This is a genomic window from Levilactobacillus lindianensis (assembly GCF_003946095.1).
GTDB lineage: Bacteria > Bacillota > Bacilli > Lactobacillales > Lactobacillaceae > Levilactobacillus > Levilactobacillus lindianensis.
The window spans coordinates 1-16,634 of the sequence record NZ_RHOD01000020.1; the positions used below are offsets into that span (position 1 = coordinate 1).

Sequence of the window (16,634 nt, forward strand, 5' to 3'; positions counted from 1 at the left end):
TAGGCATAGAAAAATCCCCTTAAAGTTAACAGATGAATTATAGTATTTCATCTGTCAACCTTAAGGGGACTATAGCAAACACTGAATGTGTGGCACTAATTCGTCCTATCAACGTTTCTTACTTAGTTTCATCCTCATCAGTCTTCAAAACAGCCATAAACGCTTCCTGTGGGATATCAACCTTCCCGACAGCCTTCATCCGTTTCTTCCCGACCTTTTGTTTCTCAAGCAGTTTCATCCGACGAGTCCGGTCACCCCCGTAGAGGTGGGCGGTAACGTCTTTCCGGTAAGCCTTGATTGTGGTTCTGGCAATAATCTTGGCCCCAATCGCTGCTTGCACGGGAATTTCGAAGTTTTGGCGAGGGATGATCTTCTTCAACCGTGAGGCAATCTCACGGCCCCGTTGTGGGGCGAAGGACCGGTGCGCAATGAAGCTCAAGGCATCAACCTTATCCCCGTTCAAGAGAATATCAATCTTAACCAGGTCAGCTTCTGCATAGCCATTCGTTTCGTAATCCAAGGAGGCATAGCCCCGCGTGCTGGACTTCAACTTATCGAAGAAATCAAAGATGATTTCCGACAACGGCATATTATACAAAATATTAACTCGATATTCATCCAGGTATTCCATCGTTAAGAACTGACCTCGCCGATGCTGGCACAGCTCCATGATCGCCCCAACGTATTCGTTGGGTGCCATGATCGTGGCCTTGACGATTGGTTCTTCAATGCGCTTGATCGAGGACGCCTCCGGCATTTCTGCGGGGTTCTCGACTTCCTTCATTGACCCATCCGTCAGATAAGCATGGTAGGTTACGGATGGCGCCGTTGTAATCAGTTCAAGATTGAATTCACGTTCCAACCGTTCCTGAACGACATCCATATGCAACATCCCCAAGAATCCACAACGGAAACCAAAGCCCAACGCTTGTGAGGATTCGGGTTCAAATTCCAAAGCGGCATCGTTTAACTTCAACTTTTCCAGTGCTTCACGCAGATCCGTCAGCTTGGCATTATCCGTGGGATAGAGCCCAGCGTAAACCATTGGGGCCATTTCACGGTAACCTGGCAAGGCTTTTTCGGCTGGATTATCGGCATCCGTCACGGTATCCCCAACTCGGGTATCCGTAATATCCTTGATGCTGGCGGTGATGTACCCCACATCCCCCGCAATCAGGTATTCTCGCGAGATTGGCTTAGGTGAGTTAACCCCGACTTCGGTGACTTCGTAGATACTGCCGGAGTTCATCAATTGGATCTTGTCGCCTGGTTTAACAGTTCCTTCAAAGACCCGGACACTCAACACAACCCCACGATAGTCATCGTAGACGGAGTCAAAGACCAAGGCCTTCAATGGGGCGTCCAGATCACCGGTTGGTGCCGGTACCTTGTCGACAATCTGTTCCAACAGTTCTGGAATTCCGATCCCCTGCTTGGCACTCGCCAAGACAGCGTCGGAGGCATCCAGCCCAATGACATCTTCAATTTCAGTCTTAACCTTCTCTGGGTCAGCAGATGGCAAGTCAATCTTGTTGATGACCGGCACGATTTCCAAATTATCATCGAGTGCCAGATAAACGTTGGCTAAGGTTTGGGCTTCGACCCCTTGGGCCGCATCCACGACCAGAATAGCTCCTTCACAGGCCGCTAGACTCCGTGAGACCTCATAGGAGAAGTCCACGTGCCCTGGGGTATCAATCAGGTGAAACTCATAGTCATGGCCGTCCTTGGCGTGATACGTCAATTCTACGGCATTTAATTTGATCGTAATTCCACGTTCTCGTTCGAGATCCATGTTGTCCAACACTTGATCTTGCATATCGCGTTTGGAAATCGTATCCGTCAATTCCAGAATACGGTCCGCGAGCGTCGACTTCCCGTGGTCAATATGCGCCACAATGGAGAAGTTGCGAATGTATTTTTGATGGTTTTTTAATTTCTCAAGATCCATGTTGATTTCCTACTTTCCTATAACACCATGTCTCAACAATTATACCAACCATCTGCGGCAAGTACAAACTAAAAGGAATCCTGCGACCGTCAAAAAAGGCTCGGCACAAATTGTCCCGAACCTTCTTGTTTATTTCGTGGTCTGTTCGTACTGGCTGAGTTGAGAAGGTCCCAACTGTTGCCAAGCCTTCGAATAGAACTTATCGCTAACATCATAGTGTGGTTGTGTTTGCCTTTGACTGAGGAACGGGTTAACCCGTTGGTCAATCGCCAACCAACCTCGCCACCCGGGGTGAATCGTATCCGTCATAAAGTACGGAACATTCCCCTTGTCACTCAAGTCAACAATGTTGTGAAAACCTTGTGACTCAAGTTGGTAGTGAATCTTGCGGTCAAACTGGCGCAACATCTCTGGCGACAACCCCGTGTACTCCTGCCACTTCTGGTTAATCGGTGGAATGATGAAGAGCACATTGGTATTCAACCGGGCAAACTGATCCAAACAGAGTTGGAAGTCGCTGTATTCCGGCGACTTCAAGTAAGAGAGGTTCTTCTGGAAGTTCTTCAGCTTCCCCTTCTTTAACTCCTGCTTGAGACCATGATTGTAGAATTGATCGCTAATGTGGAAACTATTGTTACCAGTCTGCGCTTTACCGATGCGGCCGGCGAGTGAATCCAGCGCCGAGTAAGAATAATGAGTGGGTAACTTCTGGGCTTGCTGGTCAACTCGAGCTAAGTTTCGCGATGGTAAATTGATTCCAGAGAAGAACTGGTCTTCCTGGGTCAGCATATTCTTTCGCGATTGCAGGTAGAACCGTTGGTAACCGGTTAAGGCTTTTCCAGAGGCAACCTGCTGTAAGGCTGTATTGATGAAATGATCGGACTTCGCTGCGGGCATTTGGAGTAGCCGCTTGGCAGCGTACTGATCAATCGCATCGTGACGGTAATGGCTCAACCATTCACTCGTTTGCAGTTGTGAGTAGTAGAAACCAAAAGCATCCTTACGCGTCCCACCCTTAACGAACCATTGTGGCGAAATGAAGAACACTGCCTTCTTGTTTCGCAACTGGCTCTGGATGTTCTGCATCACGAAGAACTGTGTTAACGACTGTGTGCCCCGGGCACCCAAGAGAAACGGCCGGTAATCCCGGTGATATTTCTGGGCGAGCACGGAAGGGTGCATCGGGTCGATTCGTGACCATTCTGATGATCCAAAGAACGGCACGTACCCATCTCCGAGCGCTGCTTCCTTAACGTGCTTCCCCCGTAAAATGTTGGGTGACAGTGAAACCGCAGCCTGCCGTTCCTTGGCCGCACTCATGTGCTTAAAACCAAAGGTAACCGGCGAAACCAATACCGCAAAAACTAGAATAGCCGCGAGAATTAACGGACCAAAGATCCGTAGTAGTCGCTTGGCCATAGACTAAGCCAGACTTTCTGCTTTCGCAACAATCTTGTTGGGCGTGTCCCACTCTGACCGCTCGAATTCAGAAACTGGCACGTTGATGCCTAAGTCACTTTGAAGTTGTAATAGTAATTGAACGGAACCCATGGAGTCTAATAACCCACTATCGAATAAATTATCGTCCATTGCACCACTAACATCGTTCCCCGTTAAGTCGCTTAAAATTTGTAAAACCGTTGCTTTGATATCCATTATAATTTCCCCCTCGATTGAATTATGAATCCCTTAGTTTATTGGAACCACAGCTTGTCCAGTAACCCAGAGAAGATCAGGAAACTGAAACAAACCATATTTGCCGTTAAGAAGATGGCAAACACCTGCGTAAACCCGTTATGCGGGATACTTTGGCGATGCTTCTTCTTGTAACGTAACCACGCGTCGTTAAGCACCAGTGCGACCCCATGGAACAGGCCGTAAGTGATGTAATACCACGTGACCCCATGCCAGAAACCCATGACCAACATATTAATAATATACGTGACATTGGCCGTGGTTGTTGGCTTCTTGAATACCCGGTGCTTCATGAACCAGAAGACTAACCGCATATAGATGAAGTCTCGGAACCAGAATGACAACGTGATGTGCCAACGATTCCAGAAGTCCTTAATGTTCGGTGACCGCCAAGGCTGCTTGAAGTTCATTGGCGTCTCAATCCCCATAAGATAGGAGGTCCCAACAGCAAACAAACTGTATCCAGCGAAGTCAAAGAACAAATCGGCACTATAACAATACATGTAACCCACGACTGGCCAGGAAAGATCCATGAAGCCACCCCGTGAATTCATCGCCATAATTTGCAGCTTTGGCATCAAGATCGTTCCGAAGTAGTACGCCAGAATGAACTTGTACAGGAATCCCACAAAGATATAGCGGACCCCCTTTTGAATCATGCCCAGGTACTTATCCCGATCGGGTACCGTCCGATAATCGGCTTCGAAACGCCGGTAACGGTCAATCGGCCCGGATGAAATCGTTGGGAAGAAGAGCATGAATTGCAGGAAGGTCATGACCTGATAATCCTTCAACGTGCCGTCACGTGTTTCCATAATCGTTTGGACGGCGCGGAATGAAAGATAACTGACACCCAGGAAACCAATCAGTGAAGCCTGACCATTGGCAACAGCCGGTGTCACCTTCACGATGGTTAACGGTAAGATGGACAGGATCACCGTCATAAAGAAGACGGGTCCCGAATTATGTTGCTTTCTGTAGACGGCATACCCCCAGGTCAACGCCACCTCGTACAAAATGTAAATGATCAAGGCTACTCCTTGCGTCCACTTCGGACCGCCGAAGGTGAGAACCAGGAAGAAGATTGAAATTAACGTTTCATACAGACGCGACCGCTTGCCGTACAGAATACCAATCATCAGTGGTAAAAGTGCCACTCCCAACAGGGCGAAATATGTTGGGTTACCGTACGGTTCAAAGGTCAACATTATTGATTGACCTCAGCGATAATTGATTTGATATCAACCTTGCCGTTGGGAGTCATCGGCAGGCTTTCCTTATAAACAAATCGCTGTGGGATCATGTATTCCATCATGTCGCCACCTTGTAAGTTTTCTTTAATGGCCTTCGTCAGCGCCAATTCATTGGCGAAGTCTGAACTGCTTGGCACAATCCAAGCAATCAGTTGACTCACCTTGTGGTTCCGGTCATAACGTGGAACGGCAACCCCAACCTGAATGTGATCCTCTTGCGTCAGGTAATGGTTGACCTCTTCCAGTTCAATCCGGTAACCATGAAGCTTAATCTGAAAGTCCGTCCGACCACGATACATGATAAGACCGTTAGTCAGCTGAACTCCCAGGTCCCCCGAACGGTAAACCTTGTGTCCATCGTTCGTCACAAAGGCCTTCGCTGTCTTCTCTGGGTTATTAAGGTAACCCTTAGACATTGATGGTCCACTGATCAGCAGTTCACCCTCAGTGCCGGCTGGAACCGGGTTCAACTCGTCATCGACCACGGTAATCGTGGTATCTGGCTTAGCATATCCGATTGGTAATCGGGGATTGTCAGCCAAGAGTTCCGCGGTAATCTCAACCTGGGTGACAGCAACCGTTGTTTCGGTTGGGCCATAGGTATTGAAGATCCGCGCACTTGGGAACCGGTTCAACAGTGTTTGCGCGGTCCCATGGGTTAATTCTTCCCCACAGAACAGGAACCGACTAAGATGTGGATAATGTTCGGCATCAAAAGTGGGCTCCAACAAGCAAATGTCCATAAAGGACGGCGTTGAGACCCAGACGTTCAGGTCCATCGTTGGCAACGTTTCAAAGAGCTGACGGAAGTTATCCGTAACCTGCTTAGGCAGTGCCACCAACGTCCCCCCAGCGGCCAAGGTTGGCCCCCAGTCCATGACAGACAGGTCAAATGAATACGGGGCTTGCGATAACGTCCGTGGGGCGTCAGGCAACGCAAAGTCCGTGCTCAGCATCCAGTTAACATAGCTCAAGAGATTCGTATGTGAAATCTGAACCCCCTTGGGCTTTCCAGTCGTCCCAGAGGTAAAGATGATGTAGTAGTTATCATCACCTGATACGGCGTGGTCTAACTGGTAGTCCACAACCGATTCACTGAAAATAGTTTCCAGGGCATCCGGTGTAATTACTGGCGTCGATCCCAGCGTGGTTGGCAAGTCCTCAACGGCAATGGCCGCTGCGGGTTGGGCAATCTCATTGATGGTCGTGACCCGCTCCAGTGGCGAATGTGTATCGATTGGTGCATAGGCGTGACCACTCTTCACAATGCCTAAAAAAGTCGCCAGCATGTTAAAGGTTTGTCCCCCATAAACTAAGATGGGAGCCTTGGCCGGTAACTGCATGGCGTCCAAATGTGCGGCAAGAGCATCTGATCGGCTCTTCAGCTCGCCGTAAGTGTTGGTTTGACCCAGGTAATCGTAGGCGATCCGGTTGGGATCGACTTGACCAAAATGGTCAATAGTTTCAATCATATTTTCAATCATTCTATATCCCCCCCAATAGAACTTATGTCTAATCTTGTCGGTTGACCCCCAACGATTAGAACTCGTTATAGATAAACGTGGAATTATTTAACCCACTGTACCCATACAAATAAACTAATACCATCAAAATAACAAAGTAAAATGCTGTCCAGCCAATAAAGGCGACCACTGGCTGATGCCAAAACGCCAGCCACTTTGCTCTCATGAAATTCACCCCCAGGTTTGCTGATTGATTCGTCCCCCAAATCAGCTTCCGTTCGCACCTATACAGCCTGTCTTTTCCCCGACGAATCCACACTGCATAGGGAGGAATACCGTGGCCCCAGCCACATTCCTTATGTTTCGAGATTAGCATTGACAAAACCGGATTGCAATCAACACTACTCAAGCTTAACACTTTCTTTTTCTTTCATAATTCTCCCGGTAATTACTAGGGCACAAAAAAGGCCGCCGAAAACCTTCAGCGGCCTTGATAGATTAGCTATTTGAGCAGGTTGCCCCTACAACTAATTCTCATTAAATTTATCTCTCATTTTGTTAAATAAGTTACCTTTTCCCGAACCGGAAACGCTCTCGCCACTGGCCTTGGCAAAGTCACGTAAGGCATCGCGTTGACCCTTATTTAAGTTCTTAGGGGTCAAGACTTTAATCGTGACGTGTTCGTCACCATTGCCATTGCCACGCAGGCGAGGTGCCCCCTTGCCGCGTAGACGGAAGATGGTGCCGCCCTGCGTTCCAGCAGGAATCTTCAACTTCACATCCCCGTGAACGGTCTTCACCGTCACATCGTCACCCATCGCCGCTTGGACGAAGGAAATTGGTTGATTGAAGAAGATTTCGGTACCATCGCGTCGGAAGTCCTTGCTAGGCGTCACTTCAAAGATAATGAAGAGATCTCCATAAGGACCGCCATTTTGGCCGGCTTCACCCTGACCTTGGAGCCGCATTTGTTGACCGTCATCTACTCCAGCTGGGATGGTCACTTCAACTTCGTGCTGTTCTTCTTCGTGACCAGAACCACCACAGGTTGGGCACTTTTCCTTGATTTCTTGACCCGTACCGTGGCAGACAGGACATGGCTGTTGCCGACGCATACGCCCTAGTGGCGTGTTGGTCTCCGTCGTCACGTAACCGGAACCGCCACATTGGTGACAGGTCTCAGGTGACGTGCCTGGCTTGGCCCCGTTACCGCCACAGGTATGACACTGGGCCTCACGGGTGTACTTGATCTTGGTCTTCTTCCCAAAGATGGCCTCTTCAAACTTCAAGTCCATCTGGTACTGTAGATCACGACCCGGACGAGGCGCGTTGGGATTTCGTTGGGCACCGCCACCAAACATTTGGCTAAAGATGTCGCTAAAGTCCCCGGCGCCACCACCGAAGCCGCCGAATCCACCAGCATCACCGCCACCAAAGCCACCAAAGCCTTGGGGACCGTCGGCAGAACCGTACTGATCGTAATTAGCCCGTTTGTCCTTATCGCCTAAAACATCGTAAGCATCTTGAACTTCCTTAAACTTGTCCGCCGCATCCGGGGCCTTGTTTAAGTCTGGATGATACTTCTTTGATAACTTACGATAGGCCTTCTTAATTTCATCTTGGCTGGCATCCTTGGAGACACCTAATACGCCATAAAAGTCCGTTTGCGCCATCGTTTTCCTCCCAATCAATTCCGAAATTTTTCGCTACTAGTAAGAATAGCATACTCGAAACAAAAAGCCAAAGCCCAGCGGACTCTGACTTTTTGCCCGATTATTGACAACTTAACAGCTGACCTTACTTCTTGTCTTGGTCATCGTCGTCGTGAACTTCGTGGAAGTCACCATCGACAGTGTCGCCGTCTTTACCATCGGTCTTGGCACCATCAGCACCCGCAGCTTGGCCGGCGCCGGCAGCGTCACCTTGTGCTTGTTGGGCTTGTTGGTACAACTTGACGGAGAGGTCCTGAATGATCTTAGTCAGGTCATCCTTCTTGGTCTTCATGTCGTCCAAGTTGTTGGCTTCTTGAGCCTTCTTTAAGGCATCGCGAGCGTCTTCGGCCTTCTTGATTTCATCATCTGAAACCTTGCCCTTAACGTCCTTCAACGTCTTATCGGTCTGGAAGAGTAACTGGTCGACTTCGTTCTTAGTGTCGACTTCTTCCTTACGCTTCTTGTCGGCAGCTTCGTTTTCCTTAGCTTCCTTCATCATCTTATCAATTTCTTCATCGGATAAACCACCGGAACTCTTGATGGTAATCTTTTGTTCCTTGTTAGTACCCATATCCTTAGCAGAAACGTTAACGATCCCGTTCTTGTCGATATCGAACGTTACTTGGATTTGAGGAACCCCACGAGGTGCGGCTGGAATATCGGCAAGTTGGAAGTTACCCAACGTCTTGTTGTCAGCAGCCATTGGCCGTTCACCTTGTAAGACATGGATATCAACGGCTGGTTGGTTGTCAGCAGCGGTTGAGAAGACTTGGGACTTGCTGGTAGGGATCGTCGTGTTCCGGTCGATCAACTTGGTGAAGACCCCACCCATGGTTTCGATACCCAAGGATAATGGCGTAACATCAAGTAAAACAACGTCCTTCACATCACCGGTGATAACCCCACCCTGAACAGCGGCACCTAAGGCAACGGCTTCATCAGGGTTGATAGAGTGGTTAGATTCCTTACCCGTCCACTTTTCAACGGCTTCTTGAACGGCTGGAATCCGAGTAGACCCACCGTTTAAGATAACAACATCAATGTCGCCAGCCTTTAAGTCGGCATCCTTCAACGCATTTTCAACCGGGATCCGGGTCTTTTCAACCAGGTCGGCCGTCAATTCGTTGAACTTAGCGCGGCTCAATGACTTCTGCAAGTGCAGTGGGCCATTGTCACCGGCAGAGATAAATGGCAAGCTGATTTGGGCTTCAGTAACCCCAGAGAGATCCTTCTTAGCCTTTTCGGCAGCGTCCTTCAAACGTTGCAAAGCCATCTTGTCCTTAGACAAGTCGACGCCGTTTTCTTGCTTGAAGTCGGCAACTAACCAGTCCATGATCTTCTTATCGAAGTCGTCCCCACCTAAGTGAGTATCCCCGTTCGTTGAGAGAACATCAAAGACACCGTCACCTAAGTCCAGTACGGAAACGTCAAAGGTCCCACCACCAAGGTCGTAGACCATGATCTTTTCGTCCTTGTCTTGCTTGTCCAGACCGTAAGCCAGGGCAGCCGCCGTAGGTTCGTTAATGATTCGTTCAACGTTTAAGCCAGCAATCTTACCGGCATCTTTAGTCGCTTGACGTTGGGCATCATTGAAGTAAGCTGGCACCGTGATAACGGCTTTATCAACCGTGTCACCAATGTAGTCTTCAGCGAAGGACTTCAAGTGTTGTAAAATCATCGCAGAAATCTGTTGTGGGGTGTAATCCTTCCCATCAACGGAAACCTTGTAACCTGCTTCACCCATGTGACTCTTGATAGATGAAATCGTATTCGGGTTCGTGATGGCTTGGCGCTTGGCAACTTCACCGACTTGTGTTTCACCATCTTTAAATGCGACAACGGATGGCGTCGTCCGAGCGCCTTCCTTATTTGCGATAATCTTAGGGGTACTACCTTCAAGAACGGCAACGGCTGAGTTGGTCGTCCCTAAGTCAATCCCGATAATCTTGTTACTTGCCATCAAAAATTCCCTCTTTATTAGTTTTTTTGTTTGTAAATTTATTGTGCCACGACAACCATAGCAGGCCGGAGAACCCGGTCCTTTAACTGGTAGCCCTTTTGAAGCACATTGACCACCGTATCGGCCGTTTGACCTTTTTCAACGGGGACCGTTTGCACGGCCTGGTGTTGCGTGGGGTCAAACTTCTGGCCGATGGCGGCAATCTCGGTGACGTGGTTTCGCTTCAAAGCGTCTTCCAAATGATCATAGGTCATCTGAACACCCTTCTTCAGCTGTTCACCGGTGTCATCACTGGCTTCGACTGCCAAAGCCCGTTCCAAGTTATCAATCACAGGCAAGATATCTTTGGCGAGCTGTTGCCCGTCATACTTAATCAACGTTGCCTGTTCCTTCTGGAAACGAGCCTGGATGTTTTGCACCTCAGCTTCGGCACGCAGGTACTTGTCTTCGAACTCGTCAGCTCGTTTGTTGAGCTTGGCGACTTCTTCAGCACTGGCGACGAGCTTAGGCTTGGGCTTAGCAGCCTCAGCCTGTGCTTGTTTGGATACATCCGTTGCTTTCTTGGCGGCCTTTGCCGCGGTTTGGTCATCTGTGGACGGTTGTTGCTTGTCAGCCACGATAAAAAACCTCCCTTTCTTTACTCGTCATAAAACCGGTAATAATCCAGTAGTTTTTTCGCGAGCTCTTCACGAAAAGCCCCGACAATTCCCAACATCCGCGAATAAGGCATTCGCGTCGGCCCCAGGATGGCAATCATCCCTTTACCATGTTGGTCAACGTCATAAGTTGCGGTAATCAAACTGAAGTTACGTAGCGCATCATTGGTCATTTCATTCCCAATCCGGACGGAAATCTTGTCACTGGGTTGCCCCAGCACATCGGCAATATCATCCGTCTTGTCGAGCATCGCGTACAGTGACTTCAACGAATCGACGTCGCTATCCTGTGAGAAGTTCAACAGGTTCAAACGACCGCCGACGTAGAAGCGCTCCTGCGCGGCTCGGGTGAGCACGTCACCAAAGATATCGAGAAATCCCTCGGGACTCTGGAGATAATTGGCAATTTTCAGCGGAATATCCTGCTGAAGTTTCTTCAGGACCTCTGGCAAGGTTAACCCTACCAGTTGGTCGTTGATTAAGCGAACGACGGCTTCCAGCTGTTCACCGGTAACCTTCTCGTTGACGTCAAACGTCTGATTCTCGACGTCACCACTATCGGTAACCAGGATGGCCATGACTTGCCGCTTGCCCAATGGGATTAAACGGAAGCCACTCAATCGACTATCCTTAAGTTCCGGCTTCAGGGTGAACGCCGTGTAACTCGTCAGATTCGACAGGATCGTCGCAGATTGTGAAATGATTTCGTCAATTTTATGGAAATCACCGCCCAATGAGGACTGAATCACGTCCATATCGTTTGGACGCAACGGGTCTGGCTTGACCAAATGGTCAACGTAGTACCGGTACCCTTCGCCAGAAGGAATCCGGCCGGAAGAGGAGTGGGTCTTCTCAATGAGTCCCTGTTCCTCCAACGCCGCCAGCTCATTACGAATTGTCGCCGAGCTTACGTGGATGGGTAACTGCTTGGCTAATGTCTTAGATCCCACCGGCACACCAGTGTTAGTGAAATCGCGGACAACGGCTCGCAGAATCATCATTTGTCTTTCTGAAAGCATCACAATCACCCCTTTTTTAGCACTCAAACTAATCAAGTGCTAAGACACATATATAATGTAGCAAAACCAGGTTTTGAAGTCAAGAAATCTGGTAGGATTTTTAGCAATCAGTGGGATCAAGTGCTAATTTCAGTCTATTCGGCCGCTATCTGGGCAAAATAGGCCCGCGTATCCGCCTCATCTTTTTCCAGTTGTGTGACCAGCTCGTCGGCGCCGGCGAACTTAACCTGCCCCCGCAAGCGATGATGCCACTCTACTTCCACAGGTTCGCCGTAAAGGTTTCCTTGAAAATCAAGCAGATTCATTTCGACGGTCACGGGGCGGTTATCACCAAAGGTGTCATTACGCCCGACCGACATCATGCCAGGATACCAAATGGCCCCGACTTTGAGTCGAGCCGTATAGACCCCAATCCCCGGTAACCATTCATCGTTAGGCGTCAAGATATTGGCCGTAGGGAACCCAATGGTCCGGCCACGAGCCTCGCCATGGACCACCGTTCCGGTCGTCCGGTAGAGGTAGCCCAGGAGGTCGTTCACCGTATCAATCTGACCCTGTTTCATCGCCGTGCGAATCCGTGTTGAGCTAATCTTATCGGCGTCACTGACCTGTTCGGCTACCGTTTCAACCACGAAACGCCCCTGGGCGTATTGTGGCAGGCGGGCCATCGTGGCCACGTCCTTCTTGCCATAAGTGTGGTCAAATCCGGCCACCGCCACCACCGTGTGGAAAGCCACCAGGTAGTGGTCAACAAAGGCCTGAGGCGACTGAGCGGCGAACTCACCAGTATAGTTAACCAGAAAGACTCGATCGACCCCCATTCGTTCCAGTTGATTGAGCTTCCGGTCGGTGGGACTGAGGTACTTCTGATCGTCTCCGGTTAGGGCCCGGTAGACAATGGCTGGGTGATGATCATAGGTCAGAACAGCCAGCTTGACGTGTCGTTCTTGCGCCAAGGCTTTGGCTCGGCGAATCACGGCCTGGTGACCGCGATGTAGGCCATCAAAGAAGCCCATTGCGAGAACCACGGGCTCCGCCGGAATTTGGCGTGGGTCCAGTGGATGGTGAATCCGAATAATTTCCATGTTTGACGCCTCTTTCCAAAATCTTAGTCCACTGCAAACATTTTGAGTGGTTTATATTGCTGTTTTTCGGGTAAAAATTGATACAAACATTTCGTTGCCCCCGCATAACTCAGGGCCACGATCGGGTCGGTAAGCCCCACTTGGGCCTGGTCAAGAAAGACCCCGTTCTTAACCAATCCCCACAGGCGCTCTGAAAGGGCCACGTGTGGATACTGGGTCAAGGCATAGTCAATTGGCCGTAAGATTGGCGACAGGTCCTCAGCGGCCATCGCAGCGGCCACCTCGTCCAAGGTAACGGCTTGCTCCAGGGTGAAGCCCCCGCTCTTGATCCGCGTGAGTGAGGCCATGACGGCTGGGACCCCTAGCTGGCGACCCAGGTCAACGGCTAAGGTTCGCACGTAGGTTCCTTTGGAACAAGCGATCTCAAATGCAACCGTTTGGGTCCCCTGTTCGGCATCAAAATCACCAGGTGTGGTGAGGTCAAAACGGGTGACCGTAATCGTTCGCGTCGGCCGCTCCACCGTCTCACCCGCACGGGCATACTCGTAGAGCTTGCGGCCGCGGACCTTAACCGCGGAGTACATCGGCGGTGTCTGTTGAATGGTTCCCGTCAGGGCTGCGGCGGCCTGAATCAATTGGTCGGCCGTAAAAGCTGCGGTCAACGGTCGCCGGTCGATCACATCCCCGTCTAAGTCTTCGGTCGTGGTGGCCAGGCCCAGGGTTAAGGTACCACGATAAATTTTCCCGGAACCCATGAGATAGGGAACCACCTTCGTCGCACTACCGATGCAGATGGGAAGGACCCCATCTACGCTCGGGTCCAGCGTCCCGCTGTGCCCCACCTTCTTGGTATGCAGGATGTGGCGTAACTTTGCCACACAGTCAAAGCTTGTGAGTCCTCGTTCTTTATACAGGGGAATAATGCCATTCATAATGTCTTCCTCCATTTCAACGCTATCATTTGGGGCAAAAAAAGGCGCTGGTCCAATTGGACCAACGCCTTCCTGTTCTCTACAACCCGTGTTACTTTTCTTGGTGGTGGAGATCATTAAGCAATTCATCGATCCGACTACCGTAACGAACAGATGCGTCTTGTTCGAACGTTAGTTCCGGCGTCTTGTAGATGCTCAGCCGCGAACCAAGTTCGGAACGAATCAGTCCCGTAGCCTTCTTCAAGCCCTCTGCCGTCTTTTCGGCGGAAGAAGCCTTGTCCGATAAAATACTGTAGTAAATCGTCGCCTGTTGTAAATCACCGGTAACTTCGACACCGGTAACGGTGACGCCATCAACCCGTGGGTCGCGAACACGTTTTAGTAAAATATCCGTAACTTCCCGTTGGATTTCTTGTTCCAACCGGCCAACTCGATATTGTGCCATGACTGTTTGCCTCCGATTTTTATTTAACAGGAACTTCCTTCATCACGTAGGCTTCGATCACATCGTCCACCTTAACGTCATTGTAGTTCTCAATCGTTAATCCTAATTCAAAGCCTTGCTTAACTTCCTTAGCGTCATCCTTGAACCGCTTGAGGGAGCCCAGCTTACCTTCGTAAATCACAACGCCGTCACGAATTAATCGGACGTCACTGTCGGACGTTACCTTACCATCCGTAACCATTCCCCCAACGATCGTGCCGACCTTGGAAGCGTGGTAGATTTGACGAACTTCAACTTGACCAATAACTTCTTCCTTGTACGTTGGTTCAAGCAGACCCTTCATGGCCGTTTCGATTTCATCAATGGCATTGTAAATGACATTGTGCAAGCGAATATCAACCTTGTCGGAATCAGCCTGTGAACGTGCTTGTGGCGTAGGACGAACGTTAAACCCGATAATAATCGCGTCTGAGGCTTCGGCCAAGGTCACATCACTTTCGTTAATGGCCCCAACGGCGGAGTGAATGATGTTCACCCGCACACCGGAAACTTCGATCTTCTTCAGGCTACCTGCCAAGGCTTCAACGGAACCTTGAACATCGGCCTTGATGATCACGTCAACTTCCTTCATTTCGCCTTCCTTGAGGGAGTCGAAGAGGTTGTCCAACGTGACGTGACTGGTGTTCTTCCGGTCTTGAATCAAGGCTTCCTTAGCCCGTTCTTCTCCGGCAGCTCTGGCCGTCTTTTCATCATCGAAGACCACGAAACGGTCCCCGGCTTCAGGCACATCGCTCAACCCAGTAATTTCCACTGGCGTTGCCGGAACGGCGTCCTTGATACGGCGACCCCGTTCGTTAACCATGGTCCGGACACGCCCGAAGGTGTTCCCAACCACGATTGGATCCCCAACGTGTAAGGTCCCTTGTTGAACCAACAATGTGGCCACGGAACCCTTACCTTGGTCCAAACGCGCTTCAATGACAGAACCGGCCCCATTTTGTTCTGGGTTAGCCTTTAATTCCAGCACTTCGGCTTGGAGCAAGATCATGTCGAGTAACTCATCAATGTTCTTCCCAAACTTCGCTGAGATTTCAACGAAGATGGTGTCGCCACCCCAGTCTTCAGGAATTAATTCGTATTCTGTCAATTGTTCCATAACGTGGTTGGGGTTAGCACCAGGCTTATCGATCTTGTTAACGGCGACGATAATTGGGGTCCCGGCAGCCTTCGCATGGTGAATGGCTTCGATGGTTTGTGGCATCACACCATCATCAGCGGCAACCACCAGCACGGTGATATCGGTGATTTCAGCACCACGAGCCCGCATTTCGGTAAAGGCCGCGTGTCCTGGCGTATCCAAGAATGTAATGGTCTTATCGTTGTAGTGGACTTGGTAGGCCCCGATGGCTTGCGTGATCCCACCAGCTTCACCAGCCGTGATGTGGGAGTGACGTAAGTGGTCCAATAAAGTCGTCTTACCATGGTCAACGTGTCCCATGATTGTGACCACCGGTGCGCGTGGAACCAAGTGGTCCGTGTTGGCCATCTCGGCATCGAAGAACTTATCGATATCGGTGACATCAACTTGAACCTTTTCTTGGGCTTCAATACCGTAATCATCAGCCAAGATTTCAATCGTATCCTTGTCGAGGGATTGGTTTTGGTTAACCATGACACCCAACATGAATAACTTCTTAACAATTTCAGCAGATGAACGGTGCAAGATCTTTGCCAGGTCTTGGGCGTTCATCCCATCAGAGTAAACCAGAACATCTGGCAAAGCCTTGTTCTTACGCTCTGGAGCACCCTTGTGTTGGTTAACATCTTTAATCCGTTGGTTCTTCTTGTAACGGTTATTGTTGTTCCGCCGCCGGTTGTTCCGGTTATTGCGGTTATTACGGCCGCCGCGGCTGTTGCTAGAACGGCGTCCATTACTATTATTCGTATTATTATTCAAACTTCCACCAAATCTGCCGGTGCCGGAATTATGTTGCTCTTGACGGTGACTTCCAGACTGGCTGTTATTTTTATTAGTTTTGTGTTGCTGACCTTGCGGCTTGTTCTGACCGGACCGTTGGCTGGTCGCCTGTGACTTCGGCCGGCTGTTGCCATTGGCCTGGTGAGAGGCCTTGGCTTGGCCGTGGCTTTGTCCTGCTGGCTTGCCAGTTTGACTGGTCTTACCGGCTGGCTTAGCGGACCCAGTCGTCGACCGATGTTGTACTGGTCGTGCGGCTTGGGTCTTAGCAGGCTTGGCTTGAGATGCCGCTGGCTGCTTCTTAGAAAAAGCGGCCCGTAACTGACGTTCTTCGTTCTCGCCGAGCGTTGACATGTGGTTTTTCACCGGAAAGCCTTTTTCTTCGGCCTTCGCGATGATTTGTTTACTGGAGACATTAATTTCTTTGGCGAGTTCATAAATTCGCTTTTTCCCCATATCTTCACACTCCTTTAATTTCTGTCGATCAC

14 protein-coding genes are annotated in these 16,634 nt (G+C 49.9%); all 14 read right to left on the bottom strand.

Annotated features, from left to right (window positions below):
• Positions 1-118 precede the first annotated feature (118 nt).
• The gene (gene lepA / locus EKM70_RS08445; RefSeq protein WP_125546994.1) at positions 119-1,951 is read right to left on the bottom strand and encodes a translation elongation factor 4; all 1,833 of its coding nucleotides are present in this window, start codon (positions 1,949-1,951) and stop codon (positions 119-121) included.
• A gap of 129 nt (positions 1,952-2,080) precedes the next feature.
• The gene (gene dltD / locus EKM70_RS08450) at positions 2,081-3,370 is read right to left on the bottom strand and encodes a D-alanyl-lipoteichoic acid biosynthesis protein DltD (RefSeq protein ID WP_125546996.1); all 1,290 of its coding nucleotides are present in this window, start codon (positions 3,368-3,370) and stop codon (positions 2,081-2,083) included.
• Positions 3,371-3,373: 3 nt separating this feature from the next.
• Positions 3,374-3,607: a D-alanine--poly(phosphoribitol) ligase subunit DltC gene (gene dltC / locus EKM70_RS08455; protein WP_125546998.1), complete on the bottom strand. Its 234-nt coding sequence runs from the start codon at positions 3,605-3,607 to the stop codon at positions 3,374-3,376.
• 38 nt (positions 3,608-3,645) lie between these two features.
• Positions 3,646-4,854, bottom strand: a complete 1,209-nt coding sequence (dltB, locus tag EKM70_RS08460; RefSeq protein ID WP_125547000.1) for a D-alanyl-lipoteichoic acid biosynthesis protein DltB — start codon at positions 4,852-4,854, stop codon at positions 3,646-3,648.
• On the bottom strand, positions 4,854-6,383 hold the full coding sequence (gene dltA / locus EKM70_RS08465) for a D-alanine--poly(phosphoribitol) ligase subunit DltA (RefSeq protein ID WP_125547002.1): 1,530 nt from the start codon (positions 6,381-6,383) through the stop codon (positions 4,854-4,856). The genes dltB and dltA overlap by 1 nt, the downstream gene beginning before the upstream one ends.
• 55 nt (positions 6,384-6,438) lie before the next feature.
• Positions 6,439-6,588: a teichoic acid D-Ala incorporation-associated protein DltX gene (locus EKM70_RS08470; RefSeq protein ID WP_057877593.1), complete on the bottom strand. Its 150-nt coding sequence runs from the start codon at positions 6,586-6,588 to the stop codon at positions 6,439-6,441.
• 301 nt (positions 6,589-6,889) lie between these two features.
• Positions 6,890-8,035: a molecular chaperone DnaJ gene (gene dnaJ / locus EKM70_RS08475; protein WP_125547004.1), complete on the bottom strand. Its 1,146-nt coding sequence runs from the start codon at positions 8,033-8,035 to the stop codon at positions 6,890-6,892.
• A gap of 124 nt (positions 8,036-8,159) precedes the next feature.
• Positions 8,160-10,034: a molecular chaperone DnaK gene (gene dnaK / locus EKM70_RS08480; RefSeq protein WP_125547006.1), complete on the bottom strand. Its 1,875-nt coding sequence runs from the start codon at positions 10,032-10,034 to the stop codon at positions 8,160-8,162.
• Positions 10,035-10,072: 38 nt separating this feature from the next.
• Positions 10,073-10,651 carry a nucleotide exchange factor GrpE gene (grpE, locus tag EKM70_RS08485; protein ID WP_125547008.1) on the bottom strand — a complete coding sequence of 193 codons (579 nt, stop codon included), beginning with the start codon at positions 10,649-10,651 and terminating at the stop codon, positions 10,073-10,075.
• Positions 10,652-10,671: 20 nt separating this feature from the next.
• Positions 10,672-11,709 (bottom strand): heat-inducible transcriptional repressor HrcA, encoded by a 1,038-nt coding sequence (gene hrcA / locus EKM70_RS08490; RefSeq protein WP_057877589.1) that lies wholly within the window; start codon positions 11,707-11,709, stop codon positions 10,672-10,674.
• A gap of 134 nt (positions 11,710-11,843) precedes the next feature.
• The gene (ribF, locus tag EKM70_RS08495; protein WP_125547010.1) at positions 11,844-12,794 is read right to left on the bottom strand and encodes a riboflavin biosynthesis protein RibF; all 951 of its coding nucleotides are present in this window, start codon (positions 12,792-12,794) and stop codon (positions 11,844-11,846) included.
• 23 nt (positions 12,795-12,817) lie between these two features.
• Positions 12,818-13,726: a tRNA pseudouridine(55) synthase TruB gene (gene truB / locus EKM70_RS08500; RefSeq protein ID WP_125547012.1), complete on the bottom strand. Its 909-nt coding sequence runs from the start codon at positions 13,724-13,726 to the stop codon at positions 12,818-12,820.
• A gap of 91 nt (positions 13,727-13,817) precedes the next feature.
• On the bottom strand, positions 13,818-14,171 hold the full coding sequence (gene rbfA / locus EKM70_RS08505) for a 30S ribosome-binding factor RbfA (RefSeq protein ID WP_057877586.1): 354 nt from the start codon (positions 14,169-14,171) through the stop codon (positions 13,818-13,820).
• Positions 14,172-14,190: 19 nt separating this feature from the next.
• Positions 14,191-16,602, bottom strand: coding sequence for a translation initiation factor IF-2 (infB, locus tag EKM70_RS08510; protein ID WP_125547014.1), 2,412 nt, complete (start codon positions 16,600-16,602; stop codon positions 14,191-14,193).
• Between the last annotated feature and the right edge of the window lie 32 nt (positions 16,603-16,634).